The 22,598-nt window shown below is 67.9% G+C and carries 20 protein-coding genes; 15 read left to right on the top strand and 5 right to left on the bottom strand.

Annotated features, from left to right (window positions below):
* The first annotated feature begins 2 nt into the window (after nt 1–2).
* The 6 genes from P7D22_RS15320 to P7D22_RS15295 all read left to right on the top strand — a co-directional run bounded on the left by P7D22_RS15320 (nt 3) and on the right by P7D22_RS15295 (nt 6,283).
* Complete coding sequence (locus tag P7D22_RS15320) at nt 3–410, top strand: hypothetical protein (RefSeq protein WP_319935119.1); 408 nt, start codon at nt 3–5, stop codon at nt 408–410.
* Nucleotides 411–418: 8 nt separating this feature from the next.
* The gene (locus P7D22_RS15315; RefSeq protein ID WP_319935118.1) at nt 419–1,429 is read left to right on the top strand and encodes a bifunctional riboflavin kinase/FAD synthetase; all 1,011 of its coding nucleotides are present in this window, start codon (nt 419–421) and stop codon (nt 1,427–1,429) included.
* Nucleotides 1,430–1,483: 54 nt separating this feature from the next.
* Complete coding sequence (locus P7D22_RS15310; RefSeq protein ID WP_319935117.1) at nt 1,484–1,933, top strand: DUF29 domain-containing protein; 450 nt, start codon at nt 1,484–1,486, stop codon at nt 1,931–1,933.
* 105 nt (nt 1,934–2,038) lie between these two features.
* Complete coding sequence (gene ileS, locus P7D22_RS15305) at nt 2,039–5,056, top strand: isoleucine--tRNA ligase (protein ID WP_319935116.1); 3,018 nt, start codon at nt 2,039–2,041, stop codon at nt 5,054–5,056.
* Nucleotides 5,053–5,559 carry a signal peptidase II gene (gene lspA, locus P7D22_RS15300; RefSeq protein ID WP_442916097.1) on the top strand — a complete coding sequence of 169 codons (507 nt, stop codon included), beginning with the start codon at nt 5,053–5,055 and terminating at the stop codon, nt 5,557–5,559. Before ileS ends, lspA begins: the two co-directional genes overlap by 4 nt.
* A 55-nt stretch (nt 5,560–5,614) precedes the next feature.
* Nucleotides 5,615–6,283 carry a hypothetical protein gene (locus P7D22_RS15295; RefSeq protein ID WP_319935114.1) on the top strand — a complete coding sequence of 223 codons (669 nt, stop codon included), beginning with the start codon at nt 5,615–5,617 and terminating at the stop codon, nt 6,281–6,283.
* Nucleotides 6,284–6,383: 100 nt separating this feature from the next.
* On the opposite strand, the gene P7D22_RS15290 is transcribed toward P7D22_RS15295, so the two are convergent.
* Nucleotides 6,384–6,875 carry a GFA family protein gene (locus P7D22_RS15290; protein ID WP_319935113.1) on the bottom strand — a complete coding sequence of 164 codons (492 nt, stop codon included), beginning with the start codon at nt 6,873–6,875 and terminating at the stop codon, nt 6,384–6,386.
* A 132-nt stretch (nt 6,876–7,007) separates the two neighbouring features.
* Here P7D22_RS15290 and P7D22_RS15285 point away from each other — a divergent pair, with 132 nt between their 5' ends.
* The 3 genes from P7D22_RS15285 (at nt 7,008) to P7D22_RS15275 (ending at nt 13,116) form a co-directional block, all read left to right on the top strand.
* On the top strand, nt 7,008–8,666 hold the full coding sequence (locus P7D22_RS15285) for a Na/Pi cotransporter family protein (protein WP_319935112.1): 1,659 nt from the start codon (nt 7,008–7,010) through the stop codon (nt 8,664–8,666).
* Between the two features lie 95 nt (nt 8,667–8,761).
* Nucleotides 8,762–10,933 carry a malate synthase G gene (locus tag P7D22_RS15280; RefSeq protein WP_319935111.1) on the top strand — a complete coding sequence of 724 codons (2,172 nt, stop codon included), beginning with the start codon at nt 8,762–8,764 and terminating at the stop codon, nt 10,931–10,933.
* 284 nt (nt 10,934–11,217) lie between these two features.
* Nucleotides 11,218–13,116 carry a methyl-accepting chemotaxis protein gene (locus P7D22_RS15275; RefSeq protein WP_319935110.1) on the top strand — a complete coding sequence of 633 codons (1,899 nt, stop codon included), beginning with the start codon at nt 11,218–11,220 and terminating at the stop codon, nt 13,114–13,116.
* 66 nt (nt 13,117–13,182) lie between these two features.
* Here the strand turns inward: P7D22_RS15275 and phaC are convergent, their stop codons facing one another.
* Entirely contained in the window at nt 13,183–15,300 is a 2,118-nt protein-coding gene (phaC, locus tag P7D22_RS15270; RefSeq protein ID WP_319935109.1) for a class I poly(R)-hydroxyalkanoic acid synthase, read from the bottom strand.
* A 115-nt stretch (nt 15,301–15,415) separates the two neighbouring features.
* Between phaC and P7D22_RS15265 the strand changes: the two genes are divergently transcribed.
* Nucleotides 15,416–15,832: a hypothetical protein gene (locus P7D22_RS15265; protein WP_319935108.1), complete on the top strand. Its 417-nt coding sequence runs from the start codon at nt 15,416–15,418 to the stop codon at nt 15,830–15,832.
* Between the two features lie 68 nt (nt 15,833–15,900).
* Nucleotides 15,901–17,118, top strand: a complete 1,218-nt coding sequence (locus P7D22_RS15260) for an LL-diaminopimelate aminotransferase (protein ID WP_319935127.1) — start codon at nt 15,901–15,903, stop codon at nt 17,116–17,118.
* 139 nt (nt 17,119–17,257) lie between these two features.
* Here P7D22_RS15260 and P7D22_RS15255 read toward each other — a convergent pair whose 3' ends face one another.
* Complete coding sequence (locus P7D22_RS15255; RefSeq protein WP_319935107.1) at nt 17,258–17,653, bottom strand: hypothetical protein; 396 nt, start codon at nt 17,651–17,653, stop codon at nt 17,258–17,260.
* A gap of 208 nt (nt 17,654–17,861) precedes the next feature.
* Here P7D22_RS15255 and P7D22_RS15250 point away from each other — a divergent pair, with 208 nt between their 5' ends.
* The 3 genes from P7D22_RS15250 (at nt 17,862) to P7D22_RS15240 (ending at nt 19,855) form a co-directional block, all read left to right on the top strand.
* Nucleotides 17,862–18,617 (top strand): SIR2 family NAD-dependent protein deacylase, encoded by a 756-nt coding sequence (locus tag P7D22_RS15250; protein ID WP_319935106.1) that lies wholly within the window; start codon nt 17,862–17,864, stop codon nt 18,615–18,617.
* 212 nt (nt 18,618–18,829) lie between these two features.
* Nucleotides 18,830–19,363, top strand: coding sequence for a cold-shock protein (locus P7D22_RS15245; RefSeq protein ID WP_319935126.1), 534 nt, complete (start codon nt 18,830–18,832; stop codon nt 19,361–19,363).
* 51 nt (nt 19,364–19,414) lie between these two features.
* Entirely contained in the window at nt 19,415–19,855 is a 441-nt protein-coding gene (locus tag P7D22_RS15240) for a DUF192 domain-containing protein (RefSeq protein WP_319935105.1), read from the top strand.
* Here the strand turns inward: P7D22_RS15240 and P7D22_RS15235 are convergent.
* Both P7D22_RS15235 and P7D22_RS15230 read right to left on the bottom strand, forming a co-directional pair.
* Entirely contained in the window at nt 19,846–21,195 is a 1,350-nt protein-coding gene (locus P7D22_RS15235) for a sensor histidine kinase (protein ID WP_319935104.1), read from the bottom strand. The two genes, P7D22_RS15240 and P7D22_RS15235, sit on opposite strands and share 10 nt — an antisense overlap.
* A gap of 5 nt (nt 21,196–21,200) precedes the next feature.
* Nucleotides 21,201–21,866 carry a response regulator transcription factor gene (locus tag P7D22_RS15230; RefSeq protein ID WP_319935103.1) on the bottom strand — a complete coding sequence of 222 codons (666 nt, stop codon included), beginning with the start codon at nt 21,864–21,866 and terminating at the stop codon, nt 21,201–21,203.
* 135 nt (nt 21,867–22,001) lie between these two features.
* Here P7D22_RS15230 and P7D22_RS15225 point away from each other — a divergent pair, with 135 nt between their 5' ends.
* On the top strand, nt 22,002–22,463 hold the full coding sequence (locus tag P7D22_RS15225) for a hypothetical protein (protein WP_319935102.1): 462 nt from the start codon (nt 22,002–22,004) through the stop codon (nt 22,461–22,463).
* Nucleotides 22,464–22,598 lie beyond the last annotated feature (135 nt).

Genomic DNA, 22,598 nt, shown 5'->3' with positions numbered 1-22,598 from the left:
TGATGCGCATCGGACTGGCTGTGGGCGTGGTGGTGGGCTTGGCCGCCTGGGGGATCGGGGCCGCGGATGCGGCCGACTATAACGGCCCGTACCGGTCTTACCGCGCAGCCCGCAGGGCCGCGATCGGTGATTGCGTCCGCACCCGTGTCGAGGCGATCGGACCGCAGCCCGGCGGTGCCGCAGCGATCCACTATGCCGATGGTGTGCAGCAGGCCTACGATGGTGGCATGCTGGGTCAGGCGGAAACGCGGCTGGGCGACCCCATCCAGCTGTGCCTCGTGGCCTTCACGCGCGATTGCGGAACGCTGATTTCGAACGACCAGCCCGGCCGCACCTATGCGACCGGCAACTTGCGCACCGGCGCCGCCTGGACGGCGCCCGACACCCGCTCGAGCTGCGCGGCCCGCTGAGGCGACGCATGGCCGGCGTTGACGAGCCCGAGCGGCCGGACACGGGTTTCGTGTCCGGACCGTTGCTCGACCCCCGCTTTCTGATCTCCGAGGATCCCGAGCGGCTGCCCGACACCCTGGCGCGACCCGTGGTGGCGATCGGCAACTTTGACGGCCTGCACCGCGGTCATCAGGGCGTCCTGGCTCGGGCCCGGGATCTGGCACGGCGGCTCGGCCGCCCGTGTGCGGTGCTGACCTTCGAACCGCACCCGGCCAATTATTTCGCCGGCGCGCCGGTGATCTTCCGGCTGACGCCGGAGGACGCCAAGGCGCTGGTGTTATCCCGGCTCGGGCTCGACGGCATGATCGTGCTGACCTTCGGCGACGCTCTCGCGGCGCTCGACCGGGACGCTTTCGTGGACGACATCCTGGTGCGGCGCCTCGGCGTCGCGGCGGCGGTGATCGGCTACGACTTTCATTTCGGCGCCGGCCGGCGTGGCACACCGGAATTCCTGCGCGATGCCGGCGAGCGCCGCGGCTTCGCGGTCGAGGTGATCGGCAAGATCGCGGCCGATCGCGACGGCGACCTGTCGGCCGTGTCGTCGACGGCGGTGCGCCGGGCACTTGAAGACGGCGACGCGGCCCTGGCGGCCCGCTTGCTCGGCCATCCCTATATGGCGCTCGGGCCGGTGATCCACGGCCAGAAGCTCGGCCGCACCCTCGGTTTCCCGACCGCCAACATCCGGCTCGACCCGAGCTGCCGTTTGCGCCACGGCATCTATGCGGTGCGGGTGCGCGGCGACGGGCTCGACCATGGTGGCGTGGCGAGCTTCGGCCGTCGCCCCACCTTCGACAATGGCGCGCCGTTGCTCGAGGTGGTGTTGTTCGATTTCGCGGGCAACCTTTACGGCCGTACCATCGAGGTGGATTTCGTCGCCTGGATCCGCGGCGAAGAAAAGTTCGACGGGGCCGAAGCCCTAGTGACGCGGATGCACGAGGATGCCCGGCAGGCACGGGCACTCCTGGCGGACGTGATCTGAAGATGGCGCGGTCTCGGCTTTGCCGATAAACCTGAGGATCGCAGGCGACCCGTCATGAGCCAGCATCGCAGGAACGATTTGTCCTACGCCGAGGACTTCTACGGCTGGAGCCACCAGCAGGCCGAGCGCCTGCGTGCCGGCGACTGGACCGGCGTGGACGCCGTCAACCTGGCCGAGGAGATCGAAACCTTGGGTCGGTCCGAAGCGGCCGCCCTGCGGTCGAGCCTGCGCCTTGTGGCCATCCACCTGCTCAAGTTCCGCTACCAGCCGCAGCGCGCGAGCCGCAGCTGGCGGGTGACGGTGGAGCGCGAGCGCATCAACGCCGAACGCAGTCTCGACGAGAACCCGAGCCTGAAGCCGCGCTTGGCGGAGCTGTTTGCCCAGGCCTACGCCGATGCACGGCGGCTCGCGGCCGCGGAAACCCGATTGGCGATCGCCACCTTTCCGGTCGAGCCGCCTTTCAGCCTGGATGAGCTTCGCCACGGCTCGACGCCTGCTCCCTAGCCTCGACACCGATCCTTCACTTGTCGGCGCCCGCCTGCTAGACACCCGCCACCTTCCCCCAATGCGATCGAGGGCCGCGGTTGCCGTGGACCCGGCACGGACCCGATGACCGACACCCCCCAGGCCCCCGAGGGGCGCGATTATTCCAAGACCCTGTTCCTGCCCCGGACGGACTTCCCCATGCGGGCGGGCCTTCCGCAGAAGGAGCCGGAGATGCTGGAGCGCTGGGCCCGCATCGACCTTTACGGCAAGCTGCGCGCGGCAGCGGCCGGGCGACCGAAATTCGTGCTGCACGATGGGCCGCCCTATGCCAACGGCAACATCCACATCGGTCACGCGCTCAACAAGATCCTGAAGGACTTCGTCACCAAGTCCCAGCAGATGCTCGGCCACGATTCCAATTACGTGCCGGGGTGGGACTGCCACGGCTTGCCGATCGAATGGAAGATCGAGGAAGACTACCGCGCCAAGGGCCGCAACAAGGATGCGGTGCCGGTGGTGGAGTTCCGCCGCCAGTGCCGCGCCTTCGCGCAGAAGTGGCTCGACGTGCAGCGCGAGGAGTTCAAGCGGCTCGGCATCGTGGGCGACTGGGCCCACCCCTATACCACCATGGCCTTCGCGGCCGAGGCCCGCATCGCGGCCGAGATCATGCGCTTCGCCCGCAACGGCTCGCTCTACCGCGGCTCGAAGCCGGTGATGTGGAGCGTGGTCGAGAAGACCGCCCTGGCGGAGGCGGAAGTCGAATACGAGGACCACACGAGCGACACGGTGTTCGTGGCGTTTCCGTCCACGAGCCTCGGCGGATCGGTGGTGATCTGGACCACCACGCCCTGGACCATGCCGGGCAACCGCGCCGTGGCTTATTCGAACCGTGTCGCCTACGGGCTTTATGAAGTGTCGGAGGCCGCGGCCGACAACTGGGCCGCGCCCGGCGCCCGCTACATTCTGGCCGACAAGCTCGCCGAGGGGATGTTCAAGGCCGCGCGGGTCGACGGGTTCCGGCGGGTCGCCGATGTGGCCGCCGAGGCGCTCGCCGGCCAGGTGCTGGCCCATCCCCTTGCCAAAACGATGCCGGGCTATGGCTTCCCTGTGCCGCTGCTGGCCGGCGACCACGTCACTGACGAGGCCGGTACCGGCTTCGTCCACACGGCGCCGAGCCACGGCCGTGAGGATTTCGACCTCTGGATGGCATCCGGCAAGGCACTGGCCCAGGCCAACATCGACGCCCGCATTCCTTATACAATCGACGCCGACAGTTCTTACACGGCCGATGCGCCCGGCTTCGAGGGCAAGCGCGTGCTGACGGAGGCGGGCGCCCGGGGCGACGCCAACGATGCCGTGATGGCGGCGCTGGTCGCGGCCGGGACGCTTGTGGCCCGCGGGCGGCTCAAGCATGCCTACCCGCATTCCTGGCGGTCCAAGAAGCCGGTGATCTTCCGCAACACGCCGCAATGGTTCATCGCCATGGACAAGCCGATCGCCGTCGGAGCGTCGGAGGCGAGCGCCGGGGCGAGCCAACAGGCTGGCATCGGCCACAACGCACCCGAAACGCTGCGCGACATTGCGCTCGGTGCCATCGCCGACACCCGCTGGGTGCCGGCCGCGGGCGAGAACCGCATCACCGGCATGATCGGCAACCGACCCGATTGGGTGGTGTCGCGCCAGCGCGCCTGGGGCGTGCCGATCGCCATCTTCGCCCGGCAAGGCGGCGCCGGGCCGATGGATGTCGAGATCCTGCGCGATGACGCTGTCGACGCGCGCATCCTGGCGGCTTTTGCGGCCGAGGGCGCCGATGCCTGGTACGAGCCGGGCGCGACCGAGCGTTTCCTTGGCGCCGAACTCGCAGCCGAGGGCTGGCACAAGGTCGACGACATTCTGGACGTGTGGTTCGACTCGGGTTCGACCCACGCCTTCGTGCTCGACGACCCTGTGGCCTTCCCGAGCCTCGCCGGCATCCACCGCAGGGTGGACGGGGGCGCCGACGAGGTGATGTATCTCGAAGGCTCCGACCAGCACCGCGGCTGGTTCCATTCCTCGCTGCTGGAAAGCTGCGGCACCCGGGGCAGGGCGCCTTTCGACGTGGTGCTGACGCATGGCTTCACGCTCGACGAGCACGGCCGCAAGATGTCGAAGTCGAAGGGCAACGTCACGGCCCCGCAGGACATCATCAAGGCGAGCGGCGCCGACATCCTGCGCCTATGGGTGGCGGGTGCCGACTATTCGGACGACCAGCGCATCGGCAAGGAGATCCTGGCCACCACGGCCGATTCCTACCGCAAGCTGCGCAACTCGCTGCGCTGGATGCTCGGCACGCTGGCGCATTTCGAAGACAGCGAGCGCGTCCCCGCGGCCGGCATGCCGAGCCTCGAGCGATTCATCCTGCACCGGTTGTCCGAGCTCGACGAGACGGTGCGAGCCGCCTATGCGGGCTTCGACTACAACCGCGTCATGGCCGCCCTGTCGGGCTTCATGAACGGCGACCTGTCGGCCTTTTATTTCGACATCCGCAAGGACGCGCTGTATTGCGATCCGCTGTCGAGCCTGACCCGCCGCAGCGCCCTGACGGTGGTGGACGAGGCGTTCCGCCGCCTCGTGGTGTGGCTCGCGCCGATCTTGTCCTTCACGGCCGAGGAAGCCTGGCTGGCGCGCCATCCGAGCGACACCGGCACGGTTCACACCGAGCTTTTCCCCGACACGCCGGCCGCCTGGCGCGACAACGCGCTGGCGGCGCAATGGCGGGCGATCCGCACCGTGCGCCGCGTCGTCACCGGCGCCCTCGAGGTCGAGCGCGCCGCCAAGCGCCTCGGCGCCTCGCTCGAGGCTGCGCCCGAGGTCTTCGTCACCGACCCGGCTCTCAAGGCCGCGCTCGAGAACATCGACCTCGCGGAGGTGTGCATCACCTCGGATCTTCGGGTGTCTTCCGGCGAGCCGCCGGCGGGCGCCTACCGGCTCGACGACGTATCAGGCGTGGCGGTGCTGCCGCACCGGGCCGAAGGCCGCAAATGCGCCCGCTCCTGGCGCATCACGCCGGACGTCGGCCAGGACGCCGACTATCCCGACGTGACGCCGCGCGACGCGGAAGCCTTGCGTGAGTTGGGTCGGGCCGGGCGCCTGCCGTGGTGAAGCTGCGGCTGCTCGGGGCCGCCATCGCCCTCGTGGCCCTGGCGATCGACCAGGGCAGCAAGCTGTGGCTGCTGAACGACTACGGGCTTGCGGCGCGGCAGCCCGTGGCGGTCACGTCCTTCTTCGACCTCGTGTTGGCCTGGAACCGCGGCATCTCCTATTCGCTGTTCACCACCGACAGTGCCCGGGGCCCCTGGATCCTGCTGGCCGTGACACTGGCGGCGACGCTGCTGCTGATCGTCTGGCTGTGGCGCGTCGATCAGGCCGTGACCGCAGTGGCGCTGGGGCTGCTGATCGGCGGCGCGCTCGGCAACGCTTATGACCGCTTCGCCTATGGGGCGGTGGTGGATTTCGTGCACCTGCACGCCGGCGGGTTTTCCTGGTATATCTTCAACGGTGCCGATGTGGCGATCTGCATCGGCGTGGCAGTGTTGCTGCTCGGCTCGTGGGTGGCGCAGCCCGGTCCGGCCGGCGCCTCCAAAATGCCGGAAAAGAACGCTTAAGACGGCGTGAATGAACAGCCATTCGGGCCTCGGCCTGGACCAGCGGAGGAACATCATGGCGATCAGGCAATCGTCCCTGTGGCTCGTGACGGGCGCGCTTCTGGCCGCGACGCCGGCTTTCGCGGCTGATGACGGCTACCAGGACGTGTTCTCGTCCGTGGTGGGCGCCATCGGCATTACGAAGAGCGATCCTACACCGGAGATCGACTACCGCGAGCGTGCTCCCCTGGTGCTGCCGCCGCGCATGGACCTGCCGCGCCCCTCGGCCGAGATCGCCCACCCGGCCTCCTGGCCGACCGATCCCGATGTGACGCGTCGCAACCGGGCGGCGGCGGACGGCCGTGCCCCGATGGCCAACATCCTCGGCAACACGCGCGATACCCTGAACAAGGACGAGATGATGTCCGGCCGCTCGTCCGGTGAGCCGGAAGCGGTGCGGGCCCGCAATTGCGGCCAGGACGGCAACAACCGGGCCTGCCTGATGATGACCCCGGAGCAGCTGCAGGCCGAAAGCGACCATTACGAGCGCAGCAACCCCGACACCAAACGGGACAAGGTCGAAGCGGGTGTCGAACCCGACCGCGTTTACCTGACCCAGCCCCCTAAGGGCTATCTGAAGACCTCCAAGACCGTGAAGCTCACCAACGACGGCCCCAAGCTGACGAAGGACGCCTCCAATCCGAAATCCGACCTGCTGTACGAGAAGCCCAAGGACGAAGAATAAGGTTGTCCGAGCGGCGCCCGTTCGCGCCTTCGGTTTCGACCCTTTCTGCGGGCAGCCGAGGGGGACTGGTGCCCCTCGACTGCGTGTTCCGGTTTGGTTTTTACGCGACCCAGAGATTTCTGGAGCGATGCCAGTTCTCGATCGACTCGTCCGGATAAAGGTCGAACACCTTGTCGCCCGGCTCGATCCTCGGCTCCACCCAGTCGGGTTTGAAGCGCAGCATCAGATGCGTCCGCTCGCGCGCCACGGGCAACGCCGTATCGATCGCCGACGCGAACGGGTGGACCAGCTCCGGCCAGTTCGGATCCCATAGCCAGAGCGCCGTGGCGCAGCGGTCGCAGAAATGCCGTTGCCCGTCGCTGGTCCGACATTGGGTGCCGTCGTCGATCGTCGCCTGGTAGGTGCGGATCGCCTCGGCGCCTGCCACATCGAGGCTCGACTTCGTGCCCATGATGTTGATGGCATAGCCACCCCCACCGGCCGTCTTGCGGCAGATGCTGCAATAACACAGCTGATAGGGCACGGGCGTGTGGCTCTCGACCGTGAAACGCACGGCTTGGCAGCGGCATGAGCCCGCGAGACGAAGCGGCATGGGTCATCTTCCGTGCTGGATGCTACCATGCGGGTTGTATGAAGCGGGGGCCGCCCGTCAAGGGCAGCCCTTTCGAGGCGCCCGCGCGCGCCGTCGCCCTCGAATACCAGCGCACGGAAGGCCTCCCGTACCATGGACATGCCCGTCACCCTGGTCGGCCTCGCGGGGTCGGTCGCCCTGCTGTTGTGGGGCACCCACATGGTGCAGACCGGCATCCAGCGCGCCTTCGGGGCGCGTCTGCGCATGGTGCTCGACCGCGCCTTGCGGACGCGTTTGCGCGCCTTCCTGGCCGGGGTCGGGGTAACCGCCGCATTGCAAAGCAGCACCGCCACGGGCTTGATGGTGACGGGCTTCGCAGCCGGCGGCGTCGTCGATCTCGTGCCGGCGCTGGCGGTGATGCTTGGCGCCAATGTCGGCACGACGTTGATCGTGCAATTATTGTCCTTCGACGTCGCATCGCTGGCGCCGGCCCTGGTGCTGGCCGGTGTCGTGTTGTTCCGCCGCAACCGGTCGGCCCACGCGCGCGACAGCGGCCGCATCTTCATCGGCCTCGGGCTCATGCTGATCGCCCTGCACCAGCTGGTCGGCCTCGTCACGCCCTATGAAGATGCGCCGTCGCTCCGCATCATCCTGGGCCTCGTGTCGAGTGCGCCGCTGGTGACGCTGATGATCGGCGCCGCCGCCACCTGGCTGGCCCATTCGAGCGTCGCCATCATCCTGGTTACGGTGTCGTTGGCGAGCCGCGGTGTCATGGCGCCCGATACGGCTTTCGCGATGGTGCTGGGCGCCAATCTCGGCACGGCGCTGAACCCGATCCTCGAAGGCGGCGTCGGCGACGATCCGGCGGCCAAGCGGCTGCCCATCGGCAATATGCTGGTGCGTCTCGGCGGTGCGGCCGTCGCGCTGCCGGTGCTGCCGTGGCTCGGCCGCTGGCTCGTGACGCTCGAGCCCGAGATGGGCCGGGCGGTCGCGGATTTCCACACGGCCTTCAACGTCGCGCTGGCGCTGATCGGCCTGCCGCTGCTCGACCGCTACGCCGCTCTGCTGCGCCGCTGGTTGCCGACCCGCATCGATCCGGCCGATCCGACGCGGCCGCTCTACCTCGACCCCGCGGCGCTCGACACCCCCATCGTGGCGCTCGGCTCGGCGGCCCGTGAGGCGCTGCGGCTGGCCGACGTGCTGGATGCCATGCTGGAAGGGGCCGTCGATGCCTTTGCCAAGGCTGATCGTCGGGTCATCACCGGGGTTCGCCGCTATGACGACATCCTCGACGCCCTCAACGTCGCCATCCGCACCTATCTGACGTCGCTCGACGGCGATGCTTTGAGCGACGGCGATCACCGCCGGCTTGCCGAGATCCTCAGCTTCGTGTCGAACCTCGAACAGGCCGGCGACGCCACGGAAAAGAGCCTGTTGCCGCTGGCGGCCAAGCGCCTGAACCGCGGCCTGCCGCTATCCGTCGAGGGCCGCGACGACATCGTGGCGCTGATCGAACGGTTGCGCTCGAACCTGCGCACCGCCGCCTCGTTGCTGGTCACCGACGATGTGCGCGGCGCCCGCCTGCTGGCGGAAGAAAAGCGCAACTTCCGCGAGATCGAAAGCCGCGCAACGCGGGGCTACCTGGAAGACCTGCGGCTCGGCCGCGCCGTTTCGGCCGATGGCGGGGCCTGGCACCTCGACGTGGTGCGCGAAGCCAAGCGCATCAACGCCCATCTGGTGGCCGCCTCCGCCTATCCGATCCTCGAACGCCAGGGCGAGTTGTTGTCGAGCCGCATCGCCGGAGACGAGTGAGGCAGGCATCTCGGGGAACCACCACGGCGGGGCGCGGTCTCGCCCTCGGGCTCGCGACGCGCTACATCGGCTGTGTCGATGGGAGAAGATCGGTCATGACACGAGTGAACGCCGCGGGACTGAGGGTCGACCCGATCCTGTTCGACTTCGTCGAGCGTGAGGCCCTGGCCGGCACCGGCCTCGACTCCGATGCCTTCTGGGGTGGCTTCGCGGCCATGCTGCGCGACCTCGCGCCCGAGAACCGCCGCCTGTTGGCGGTGCGCGACGACATGCAATCCCGTATCGACGCCTATCTGCGCGACCATCGTGGCGACGCGTTCGACGCGGCCGATTATCTCGAATTCCTGCGCACGATCGGCTACCTGCTACCCGATCAGCCCGGTGCCACGATCGCGACCTCCGGGGTCGACGACGAGATCGCCCGGCTGGCCGGGCCGCAGCTCGTCGTGCCGATGTCGAATGCCCGATACGCGCTCAACGCCGCCAATGCGCGCTGGGGCAGCCTCTATGACGCGCTCTACGGCACCGACGCCATTCCGGATGCCGGCGACGCCGCGCGCGGGGCGGGCTTCAACCCGCATCGGGCCGCCAAGGTGGTGGAATTTGCCAAGGCCATGCTGGACAAGGTGGCGCCCTTGGCCGAGGGCAGCCACGCCGCCGTGATCGCCTATACGGTCGAGAACGGCGTCCTCAAGGCCGACCTCGCCAAGGGCAAGCCGCCCATCCCGCTGGCCGACCCGAGCCTGTTCGTCGGCTACAAGGGCGCGCCGCCGGCGCCTACCGCGGTGCTGTTGCGCCACAATGGCCTGCATGTGGAGCTGGTGATCGACCGGACGCATCCGATCGGCCGCACCGATGCGGCCGGCATCGCCGACGTGGTGATGGAATCCGCGGTCAGCACCATCATGGACATGGAGGACAGCGTCGCGGCCGTCGATGCCGCCGACAAGGTGGAGGTTTACCGCAATTGGCTCGGGCTGATCGACGGCAGTCTCGTGGCATCCGTGCCGAAGGGGGGGGCCACGATCGAGCGGCGCCTCAACCCCGATCGCAGCTTCACCGCCCCGGACGGCGGCACGCTGACCCTGCATGGCCGCAGCCTGATGCTGATCCGCAACGTCGGCCACCACATGATGACCGATGCGGTACTGGACCCGGAAGGCCAGGACGTGCCCGAAGGCATGCTCGATGCCGCGATCAGCATCCTGATCGCCAAGCGCGATCTTGAAGCGACCGATGGCCTGCGCAACAGCCGCACGGGCTCGATCTACATCGTCAAGCCCAAGATGCACGGACCCGAAGAGGTGGCCTTTGCGGACGCCATCTTCAGCCGCGTCGAAGCCATGCTGGGGTTGCCGGCCCATGCCGTGAAGATCGGCATCATGGACGAAGAGCGTCGCACCTCGATCAACCTGCGGCGCTGTATCGCCACGGCCCGCAACCGCGTGGTCTTCATCAACACCGGCTTCCTCGACCGCACCGGCGACGAGATCCACAGCTCCATGGAGGCGGGGCCCATGGTGCGCAAGAACGAGATGAAGAACCAGGCCTGGATCAAGGCCTATGAGGACAACAACGTCGATTCGGGGTTGGCGCTCGGCCTGCCCGGCCATGCCCAGATCGGCAAGGGCATGTGGGCGGCGCCCGACCGGATGGCCGACATGCTGGCCCAGAAGGGTGGCCACCCGCGCTCCGGCGCCACCACGGCCTGGGTGCCGTCGCCGACCGCCGCGACCCTGCACGCGCTGCACTACCACGAGGTGGATGTCGCGGCCCGCCAGGCCGAACTCGCCACGCGGGCACCGGCCCGTGTCGAGGACATCCTGACCATTCCGGTGGCCCGCTCGAACTGGCAGCCCGAAGCCGTGCGGGAAGAACTCGACAACAACGTCCAGGGCATCTTGGGCTATGTGGTGCGCTGGGTGGATGCCGGTGTCGGCTGCTCCAAGGTGCCGGACATCCACGATGTCGGCCTGATGGAGGATCGCGCCACGCTGCGCATCTCGAGCCAGCATCTGGCCAATTGGCTGGCGCATGGCGTCGTGACAGCCGACCAGGTGAACGAAGCCCTGCGCCGCATGGCGGCCGTGGTGGACGGGCAGAACGCCGGCGAGCCCGGTTATCGCCCGATGGCGCCGGGCTTCGATGGCGAAGCCTTCCGGGCCGCCTCCGACCTCATCTTCCAGGGTCGGACCCAGCCGAACGGCTATACCGAATGGGTTCTGCATGCCCGGCGCCGCGCCGCCAAACTGGCGCAGGGCCTCTGACAAAGGCCAAAGCAGTTCTGGATGGGGTTACTTGATCACCTGCCACCGGTTCGTGCCGGTGGCGGGTTTCGGGGCGGCGCTGGCTCATAGTCGGTCTGTCGCGATGCCGGGGCCAAGGCGCCGATCACGACGCCCGGCGTCGGATGCGGCGGGCAAGACGGTCTTAACCCTGCGGGCTGATGTCCGACGTCGCCACCTCGAACCACACAGGTCGTTAGACCTTTGCGTCCATGGTGGAATCTCGCGCCGTCGAGATCCGAGGTTCCGTTTTGCGCCACCCTAGCTTGTCCATCGCATCCCGGCTGATCTTGATGGCCGCGGCGGGCGTGGTCCTGGTCCTGGCCATGGGGGCGTTCAACCTGCGCCAGCTCAACACGGTCTATTCGGCCGCGTCCGACACCCATTCGGTTTGGATGCCGCGCACCAGCAAACTCGATCAGATCCTGTTCACGATGCTGCGGTACCACACGACGACGATCCGCACCGTCATCGCGACGGACCCTGCGGAGGTGAAGGGGCTGGCTGACGAGTTCGTCGAAATGGACGCGGCCATCCCGGCGTCGCTGGCCGCCTATCGCGCCACCATCACGAACGACGCCGAGCGGACTTTGTGGAGCACCTACGAGGCGAAGTGGCAGGCCTACCTCGAGGCGCGCCGGCCCATCGTGGCCGCTGTCGCCAAGGGCGATCAGACAGCGGCCGCCGCCGGCATCGCACCGGCCCGCGGACCGCTCGTGGCGGCGTTCGACGCTTTGTCGGCCGCCATCAAGGTGAATGACGCCGGTGCCGCGGCGTCGGCCGCCGAGGCCGAGCGCGGTTACAGCATGGCATGGAGCGTCACGTTGGCCCTGGCGGCCGCCGCCACAGCCATCATGCTGGTCTGCGCCGCATGGATCTTCCAAACAACGGCTCGGCCGCTTTCGGCGCTCATCAAGCACATCGGTCGCGTGGTGTCGGGCGACCTGGCGTCCCCGATCCCTTATGCACAGCGCCGCGACGAGATCGGCCAGATGGCGGCCTCCGTCGAAACGTTCCGCCGGGCTGCCGCGTCGAATCTTCGCCTCGAAGGCGAAGCCGTGGAGGCGCGCGACCGTGCCGCCGCCGATCAGACCGCCCTGCGGGCGCGCGCCGAAGCCGAAGCCGATGCGCGGCTACAAGCGGCGATCGCGGGCCTGCGCACCGGCCTGCAGCACCTCGCGGCGCGCGACCTCACCTTCCAGATGGATGAGGCGCTCGCCCCGCAATTCGAAGACCTGCGCCACGATCTCAACCAGGCCACGGGCCAGCTCAACGAAGCCTTGTCGGGTGTCGCCACCGTCGCGAGCTCGATCAACGCCGGTTCGTGCAGCATCGGTCGGGGCACCGACGACCTGTCTCGCCGCACGGAGCAACAGGCCGCGAGCCTCGAGCAGACGGCCGCGGCGCTCGACGAGATCACCAAGACGGTGCGGTCGTCATCGCAAAGCGCCGTCGAGGCCCGCCAGGTCGTGGCCGCCACCCGCAAGGACGCCGAAGCCTCGGCCGAGGTGGTGCGTCAGGCCGTCGGCGCGATGGGGGCCATCCGGGCGTCCTCGACCCAGATCAGCGACATCATCGGCGTCATCGACGAGATCGCCTTCCAGACCAACCTCCTGGCGCTCAACGCCGGTATCGAGGCGGCTCGCGCCGGCGAGGCCGGTCGCGGCTTCGCCGTGGTGGCCTCCGAAGTGCGCTCCCTCGCCCAGCGCTCCGCCGAAGCCGCGAAGCAGATCAAGGGCCTGATCTCCCGTTCGGCCGACCAGGTTTCGCAGGGTGTCGAGCTCGTGGGTCGCGTCGAAGTCGTTCTCACCGGCATCGTGGATCAGGTGGGCGCGGTCGACCGCACCATCGCCGCCATGGCGGTGTCGAGCGCGGAACAATCGTCCGCCCTCGCCGAGGTCAATGTGGCGGTCGGCCAGATGGACCGCGTGACGCAACAGAACGCCGCCATGGTGGAAGAAACCACCGCGGCCGGCCATGCGCTTCAAACGGAAACGGCGGAACTGTCGAACCTGGTGGGCTGCTTCAAGGTTGTGGGCGGCACTGCGACCTCGCACGTCGTGCCCCTGCGTCCGAAGCAGGCCGCCCCGAGGGTGCGGAGCGGTCGCGCCGCGGTGGCGGTCGCGGTCCCTCAGGCGGCTGCGTCGGAATGGGAGGAATTCTGAGATCCCAGCCGTCGGAAAAGGGCCACCTGTGGATCGGGCGCGGCGCTCGGTCCGCAACGGGTGGCCTCAGGACGGCACCCGGACGTAGTCTCCCGGCGCGTCGCCGAGCGCCGGGAGATCGCCGGCCCCCGGCACGCGGGCCGGCACGGTGTCGGGCGCCTGGGCCTTGAGCCAATCGATCCAGTCGAGCCACCAGGTTCCCTTGTGCTCGATCGCGGCCAGGAGCCAGTCGTCGTAGCTGCCTTCGGGCCGGCCGCCTGTCCAGAACCCGTATTTGGCCTTGGCGGGCGGGTTCACCACGCCGGCGATGTGGCCCGAGCCGGCCAGCACGTAGCGGACCTCGCCGCCGAAGAAGCGCGCGCCGGCAAACACCGAGCGGGCTGGGGCGATGTGGTCTTCCCGGGTGGCGAGGTCGTAGATCGGCACCGTGATGCGCCCGAGGTCCAGCCGCTCGCCGCCAAGCATCATCTCGCCGGCCGACAGCCGGTTCTCGAGGTACAGGTTGCGCAGGTAGTAGCTGTGGTTGGCGGCCGTCATCCGGGTCGAATCGGCGTTCCAGGCCAGCAGGTCGAAGGCGGCGGGCGGCTTGCCCTTCAGGTAGGTGTTGACCGCATAGGACCAGATCAACTCGTCCGGGCGCAGCATGTTGAAGGCATTCGCCATCTTGGAGCCCGGCAGGGTGCCGGTCGCTTCCATTTCGCGTTCGACGGCGCGGATCTGCCCTTCGTCGGCAAACACCTTGAGGTCGCCCGCTTGTTCGAAATCGACCTGGGTGGTCAGCAGCGTGGCGCTGGCAATGCGACGGTCACCCTGGGTCGCCATATGGGCCAGGGTCGCGGCCAGCAGGGTGCCGCCGACGCAATAGCCGACCGTCGCCACCTCGGGTTCGCCGGTCGCCAGCGCGATCGCATCGAGGGCCGCCACGATGCCTTCGCGCCGGTAGGCGTCCCAATCCATGGCGGCGTGGCGCGCATCCGGGTTGACCCAGGAAATGACGAAGACCGTCAGGCCCTGGCTCACCATCCAGCCGATGAAGCTCTTCTCCGTGTTGAGGTCGAGCACGTAGAATTTGTTGATCCAGGGGGGCACGATCAGCAGCGGCCGCCGCACCACCTCGGGCGTCGCGGGCGCATATTGCAGCAGTTCCATCAGGGCATTGCGGAACACCACCTTGCCGGGGGTCGCCGCCATGTCGACCCCGAGCGTGAAACGGCTCGCATCGGTGTGCCGGATCTTCAGCTCGCCGCCGCCGGCCGCGATGTCCTCGGCCAGCATCTGCATGCCGCGCACCAGGTTGTCGCCGTTCTCCCGGAAAGTGTCCTTGATGAGCTCCGGATTGGTGGCGAGGAAGTTCGACGGCGACAGGGCACTCGACAGCTGGCGCAGGTAGAAGGCGGCCTTCTCGCGCGTCGGCGCATCCAGGTTCTCGGCGTCGTCGACCATCGCCTTGGCCCAATCGGTGGTCACCAGATAGGCTTGGTGCAGGAAATCGTACATCGGCGAACCGCGCCATTCGGGCGCCGCGAAGCGCTTGTCGCTGCGGCGGTCGGGCAGGGCCGGTTGCTCCGCGACCGCGCCCGTGAAGCGCGCCAGGCTGTCGGTCCAGGCGCCGAAGAGATCAGCGGTCAACCGCGTCTGCGCCTCCATCATGCGGAGCGGGTTGCCGAGCCAGCCTTCCGCGATGCGGCTCATGGTGGCGAAGCCGTCGCCCAGATCGCCGCCGAGCGTCGGCTTCATCGTGCCGGTTTCGCGTGGGCGGAGGTAGGCTTCCGCCACCTTGGCGCCGAGACCGATCAGCTTGCCGGTGTTGGCCGCGATGGCCCCGAGGTCGGGCAATGGCGCCCGGTCGGTGGGCTTCGCGTCAGGCTGGCGCGACGGCGCTTCCGGTGGGGAGGCTGGCGTGTCGCTGGGTGTGGCCGCAGGGCCTGGTGCCAGAGTGCTGGCGGCGCTGGGCCGCAGCCGCGGCTGGGCGGCCTCGGGCGCTGTGCTGCGCTCCAACACCGAATGGAAGGGCGCCGCCTCGGGCAGCGGCGGCAACAGCGGCCCGGCCGGACCGTGATCCAGCGCCGGCGACAAGACCGGTCCATCGGAAGGCAAAGGCGCCGGCCTGCGCTTGGGGCGGGGTGTCGGGTCGGAGGCCGCAGCCGGGGCAGCCTTGGAGGCGCGGGGACGTTTGCTGCTCATGGCAATTCTCCCGGACCCGGGAACCCGCTGAACACAGTCCCGCTTCGGTCACATTGGCGGTGTAGTGCGGCAACACGGCGACTTCCACTGCCATCGACCGTACCAGGGGAGGCCCATGCAGCGTCAAGGCAAGATCGCGTCCCTCCTGGTCGCGGCACTCCTCGGCTGTGTGGTGTCGGCCCGGGCCGACGAAGCAGGGTCGCACCCGATCGATTCCACCCTGGAGGTGCTCGGCCTCAAGACCAAGCCCGGGCCGATGCCGGGCTTTGTCGAGCAGTCGCGTGGGGCGCAAACGCAGGACGAATACCTGCCGGTCGGCGCCAGTGCGCCCAAGCGCGCCCTTGCCCCGAAATCCGCCGCCGACGTCAAGGCCCTGACGGCCGAGCTCGATGCGGCGCGCGACGCGCAATTGGCCGGCAAGCGCCCGAAGCCGATGGGCGACGGCCACGCGGCCGCCAAGCCGGCACCCGCCACCGCCGGGGCCAAACCGCCGAAACGACGGGCCGGGGCCGCCCCGGCAACAATTCGTTAACGCTGCATGGACAAAAGCTGATCTCCTAGCGTACCCACCTCCGGTCTTTTCCCGAAAGCCGTATGAACATGGCCGAATTCCACAGTGTGCGGCGCCTGCCGCCTTATGTCTTCGAGCAGGTCAATCGCCTCAAGGCCGCCGCCCGCAACGCCGGCGCCGACATCATCGACCTCGGCATGGGCAACCCGGACCTGCCGGCCCCCAAGCACGTGATCGAAAAGCTGGTCGAGACGGCCGGCAAGCCGCGCACCGACCGATATTCGTCCTCCAAGGGAATCGCCGGCCTGCGTCGCGCCCAGGCCAATTATTACGGCCGCCGTTTTGGCGTGAAGCTCGATCCCGACCGTCAGGTCGTGGCGACGCTTGGCTCCAAGGAAGGCTTCGCCAATATGGCGCAGGCCATCACGGCGCCGGGTGACGTGGTGCTGGTGCCCAACCCCTCCTATCCGATCCACGCCTTCGGGTTTCTGATGGCCGGCGGCGTCATCCGCTCGGTTCCGGCCGAGCCGACCCCTGAGTTCTTCGTGGCGCTCGAGCGGGCGGTGATCCATTCCATCCCGAAGCCGCTGGCCGTGGTGGTGTGCTACCCTTCCAACCCCACCGCCATGGTGGCGGACCTCGATTTCTACAGGGACCTCGTCGCCTTCGCGAAGAAGCACGAGATCTTCATCCTGTCGGACCTCGCCTATTCGGAAGTGTATTTCGACAACAACCCGCCGCCGTCCGTGTTGCAGGTGCCGGGCGCCATGGATGTGACGGTGGAGTTCACCTCCATGTCGAAAACCTATTCGATGGCCGGTTGGCGCATGGGCTTCGCGGTCGGCAACGAGCGGCTTGTGGCAGCGCTGACCCGGGTGAAGAGCTATCTTGATTATGGCGCCTTCACGCCCATCCAGGTCGCCGCCACGGCGGCCCTGAACGGTTCGGATGATTGCATCGCCGAGATGCGGGCCACCTACAAGGCCCGGCGCGACGTGATGGTGGAAAGCTTCGGTCAGGCGGGCTGGAGCCTGCCGGCCCCCGTGGCCTCGATGTTCGCCTGGGTGCCGATCCCCGACAAGTTCAAGCACCTCGGCAGCCTCGAATTCTCCAAGCTGCTCATCGAGAAGGCCGATGTCGCGGTGGCGCCCGGCCTCGGCTTCGGGGAGCATGGCGACGGCTATGTGCGGCTGGCGCTCGTCGAGAACGAGCAGCGCATTCGTCAGGCGGCGCGCGGCATTCGACGCTTCTTCGACACCGCCGACGAGCGGCTGCACAACGTGGTGCAACTCCGCCAGCCGGCCTGACGGCATCATGGCCGTGCGGATCCCTAATAATGATCTGCACGATCTCGCAAAATAATGATAACGCCCCTATATGAGGCGTTTTCTCACAATATGATTTTATTTGTTGCATAGTTTTGCAGGCGATGTTGTAGAATGCATGTCAAAAATCGAATAATCTATCAAGTACGGAGTCTAAATCAGGCAGTCTTATAAATTTGCCTCGCGGAATGATGCGATGGTTTGGCCGTTCTAACTTGGCCCCTTTTGAATTCGCTTTCGTATGTTTGGCAACGCGGTAGTTCGAAATATCTGGAAGCCTTTCTCCCGGACGTCCCCCAAACCAGAGATACGAATTCACGTTTAGTTCATGGTTCAGCACGGGCCAAATAATACAGCCGCTCGGCTTTTCCATCAATTTAAGGCTCGCTTTTGTGCTGGCAGTCTTCCCTCCAATTATCACCGACTTCATCTGAATATGGCGTGTGGTGCTTCTCCAACTCAGTACTAAATCATATCCTCCGGCATCGAACTCAGACCGAAGAACCTCTACATCCATGATGTTTCGTTGCCATAATCGGCGGAGGATATCTCCGACGAACACATGTTCGACAATTCGTTCACGGAGCACAGAATGAATTGTGTGAGAATCAAGATGGGTTAGCTCGTCGAGCAATGCGGACCTCGCTTGCATACTAGGTCGAGTGTTCCGACATCATAAACGGCCGGTTCGTTCTGCTTCAAGATAGAGGATACCCATGGGGTCTATGGTCTTTGACCACCTGGCAGAGCTCGCTCGCTCGGCGCGCCGCATCACGGTGCTGACCGGGGCAGGGGTCTCGACCGAAAGCGGTGTGCCGGATTTCCGCTCGCCCGGCAGCCCCTGGCTGGTTCACAAGCCGATCGGCTATGCCGAATTTTTGTCGGGTGCCGAGGTCCGGGCGGAAGCCTGGCGGCGCAAGTTCGCCATGGACGACATCTACCGAGACGCCCGGCCCAACCGGGCCCATGCCGCATTGGCGCGGCTCGATGGCCTCGGTCGGCTCGTCGCCGTGGTGACGCAGAACATCGACGGGCTGCATGCCGCTGCCGGCCTCGCGCCCAGTCGCCTGGTGGAGCTGCACGGCAACGGCACCTATGCGCATTGTTTGACATGCGGGCAGCATTTCGAACTCGCGACCGTGCGACGGCACCTCGAGGCCACCGGTTGCGCGCTCGATTGCGCCTGCGGCGGCTTCATCAAATCCGCCACCGTGGCCTTCGGCCAAACATTGCCGACCGCCACGCTGCAGCGCGCGGTCGCGGCCGCCAAAGGGTGCGACCTCTTTGTCGCGGTCGGTTCGTCCCTGGTGGTGCGGCCGGCCGCCACCTTGCCGCAGATCGCCCAGGCCCATGGGGCGGTGCTGGTGATCCTCAACCGCGAGGCGACGCCGCTCGATCCTGCGGCCGATCACCTGTTTCGCTGCGACGCAGGCGACGGGCTGCTGGCCTTGCTGGACGGCGTCGCGGCCACGGCGGGGTAGAATTTGTGCGGCAGCCATCGGCCGCGACCAAATATTCATCTTTGCTGGGCGGGGCGCACTGCTATCGTGCGGGCGAGCCGTGGGCCGTTGATTCGTGAGGGCGGATCGCCGGTCTTGGCCTTGTACGCCCGGCGTCAGCCTTGTGGGCGGAGTTGGGGATCGCAGCCTTGTCCCAAGACCAGGTGTTCGGACGCCATGCTGCCCTCGACGACATGCCGTCGGACGAGGACCTCGACGTCGTCGAGCTGGCTGGCCACATCAAATGGTTCGACGTCGCCAAGGGCTACGGCTTCATCGTGCCCGATAATGGGCTGCCCGACGTTCTGGTCCATGTGACGACACTGCGGCGCGACGGCTTCAACGCGGCCCGCGAGGGCTCGCGCATCATCTGCGAGGCGGTGCGACGGTCGAAGGGGCTGCAGGTGCTGCGCGTCACCTCGCTCGACCTGTCCACCGCCATCCACCCGGCCTTGACGGGTCCGCCCCGTACTCATGTCCATGTCGTCCCAACCGGCGGATTCGAGATCGCCGTGGTCAAATGGTTCAACCGCGTCAAGGGGTTCGGCTTCCTGACGCGTGGCGAGGGGACGGGCGACATCTTCATCCACATGGAGACGCTGCGCCGCTTCGGCATCATGGAAGTGAAGCCGGGTGATTCCCTGATGGTGCGCTTCGGCGAGGGCCCGAAGGGTCTGATGGCCGCCGAATTGCGCCCCATGGACGAAGCGCCGGTTTCGCCGCATTGAACCGACTCCCGTGGCGTGATCCGGGGCGCGAAGAGGTTTTGGATGGTTTCCATGCGTGTTCTGTTGGCTGCGGCCCTGCTGGTTTTGGGTGGGGCCGCCCATGCGGCGCCGGGACGGGAGCGGCTGACGATCGACACGGCGTCGGGCCCGCATGGTTTCGAGGTCGAGGTGATGCGCGAGCGGCCCGACCTCGAGAAGGGGTTGATGTTCCGCAAGATCATGGCGGCCGACCACGGCATGTTGTTCGATTTCGCCCAGCCGCAGACCGTGTCGATGTGGATGAAGAACACCTATCTGCCGCTCGACATGGTGTTCATCGACAAGGCCGGGACCGTCATCAACGTGGCCCATGACGCGAAGCCGCTGTCTGAAGCCATCATCCCGTCGCGCGGCACGGTGCTGGGCGTGCTGGAGATCAATGCCGGCGTCGCCGAGGCGATCGGCCTCAAGGCCGGTGATGTCGTGCACGCCTCGATCTTTCATCATCCCTGATCGGATCCGGGCGCCTCGGCGGCGCCCGGCAGGTCGAGCGTCGCCAACAAGCCACCCGCCGCGGAGCGGCCGAGCGTGAGGCCGCCACCGTAAAGTTCGGCCAGTTCCTGCACGATCGCGAGGCCGAAGCCGTCGCCGGGCGTCTCCTCGTCGAGGCGCTTGCCGGGTTTCAGGACGGTGGCGACGGCCTCGTTCGGAATCCCCGGGCCGTCATCCGCGATGCGGAGCACCACCCGGCGGCCTGCCGTAGCGGCCGTGATGGTGATCGTCGACCGGGCCCACTTGAAGGCGTTGTCGAGCAGATTGCCGACGAGTTCGTCGAGATCCTGCCCGTCGCAGGCCACCGTGAGGCCCGCCTCGATCTCGGCCAGACAGGTGATACCGCGCTCGGCATGGATCTTGGTGAAGGCTGCCACATGGTCGGCGACGCGCGCCGCGAGCGGCAGGCGCATGCGGGCTGCCGGCCCCAGCGCTGCCGTACGGGCGCGGCTGAGGTGATGGCGGATTCGGCGATCCATCGCCAGGGTCAGGCCCCGCAAGGCATGGTCGGGGTCGCGGGCCGGGTCCTCGAGCGAAAGCGCCAGGGCGGCCAGCGGTGTCTTCAACGCATGCGCCAGGTTGGCGACGTGCCGCCGCGCCCGCTCGAGGTTCGCGGCATGCTGGTCGAGCAACTCGTTCACCTCATGGGCGAGCGGCCGCACCTCGACGGGCTGCCGCGCCGGCAGGCGCTCGCGGCGACCGGTCCGCACGGCCGACAGGTCGGCCCGGAGCCGCGCCAAGGGGCGCAGGCCGAGTCGGACCTGCAGCAGGGTCGCGGCCACCAGGCCGGCACCAAGCAATAGCAGCGCCACCACCACGGGCGCCAGGGCGTCGCGCAACGGCCCTACCTCGGCCCGCGGCGGTGCCGCGGCCAGAAGCTCGAGCGGCTGCCCGTCGACGACGATCTGCTGCGCCCGGGCCCGGATCAGGCTGCCGTCGGGCATGCGGGCCATCACTGCCTCCGGGTGCGGGCCTGCGGGCCACACGGCGACGAGCGGCGCGTTGCGATGCAGGCCCGGTGACATCCAGGTGGTGGCGCCCGAGCGGGCCAGCCAGATCCAGCCGGTGCGGGGATCGTCGAAGGGGGGCGCCTCGACCCCGCGGGCCGGCACGAGGCGGCCGTCGACCCCGGGCTCGAAACTCGACCTGAGCGTCAGGATTTCGGTATCGAGCCGCTGGTCGATCTGTCCGCGGACGAAACGGTGCAACGACACCTGCACGGCGAAGCCCGTCGCCAGGATGGCCAAGGCGATGAAGATCAGCGCCGAGGCGATCAGCCGCCCGGCGAGAGAGCGCGGCATGAGAGTCATGCCGGCGGCGCGTTCAGACGGTAGCCGCGGCCCCGCACGGTTTCGATCAGCGGCACCCCGAGCTTGCGGCGCAGCCGCGCCAGGATGACCTCGACCGAGTTCGACTCGACATCGGCATCTCCTTCGTAAACGCGTTCGAACAGGTCGCCGCGCTCGACCACATGGCCGGCCCGCAGCATGAGGCAGGACAGGACCCGCCATTCGAGCGCCGTGAGGCGCAGCGGCAGGCCGTCGAGCTCGAAGGTGCCGAGCTGCGAATCGAAGGCCAGCGGCCCGCAGGTGAGGCGGGCCGAGGCATGCCCGGCCGCCCGGCGCACCATGGCCCGCAGCCGCAGCACCAGCTCCTCCACCCGGAACGGCTTGACGAGGTAATCGTCGGCGCCCGCCTTGAAACCATCCACCTTGTCGGACCAGCCGTCGCGCGCCGTGAGGATCAGCACCGGGAAGGCGCGGCCGGCAGCCCGCCAGGCCTTCAGCACCGCTATGCCGTCCTTGCGGGGCAACCCGAGGTCGAGCACGACCGCATCGAGCGCCTCCGTGTCGCCGCGGTGCTGTCCGTCCTCGCCGTTGCGGGCCACGTCCACGACGAAATTCTCGGCCCGCAGATGGCGGGCGATGCCTTCTGCGAGCGTCGCATCGTCCTCGACCAGCAGCACGCGCATGGGTTGGCTCATCCTGAAGAGGGGGCGGCATAGCGGGATCGGCTGAACCGAATCTGAACCGCGATGTTCAGGCTGGGTTCCCAGCGGCCTCGCTACAAGACCGGCATCGACAACGGCAAACACGAGGAGATGCCGATGCCATCCGACAACAAGCCCGCCGATCCGGTGCCGGGAGCCCGGCCCTCTGGTGGGATCCACCGCCGCCGCCGCGTTGCCTTGGCGGCCGCCCTGGTGGGCGCCGCAGCCATCGGGGCCGGCGCCACGGCCGTGGCCCAGCATGGCCGCCGTCCGGTGCTGGTCGCCCTGACGCCAGCCCCTGTGGCGGCCATGCGTGACGGCGATGCCGTCGCCGTCAAGGGACAGGTCGCCGAGATCTACGGCAACAAGTTCATCCTGGCCGACGACAGCGGCCGCACCCTGGTTGAGACCGGGCCGCGCGGCGATCGTGGGACGATGGTCGACAAGTCCGAGACCGTCACGGTGCAGGGTCGGTTCGAGCGTGGCTTCGTCCACGCGATGGCGATCCAGCATGGCGACGGGCACACCGTGATCCTAGGGCCGCCCGGGCCGCCGCCGCCCCCAGGCCCGCTCGGCTGAAGCGCGTCCCCGCCGCAATCAATCCCGCTCGGGCGTGTCGCCCGGGCGGCTGAACGAAAGGAAGAGTTCCGTGAAGAAAGCAATTGTATCGGGCCTGCTACTGGCGCTTGTGGCCGGCGGCGCCCTGGCGCAATC

Origin of the sequence: Lichenihabitans sp. Uapishka_5 (assembly GCF_033947565.1) — a bacterium.
Lineage (GTDB): Bacteria > Pseudomonadota > Alphaproteobacteria > Rhizobiales > Beijerinckiaceae > Lichenihabitans.
The sequence above is the reverse complement of the archived record's forward strand: the minus strand, read 5'-3'. Positions and strand labels throughout refer to the sequence as shown.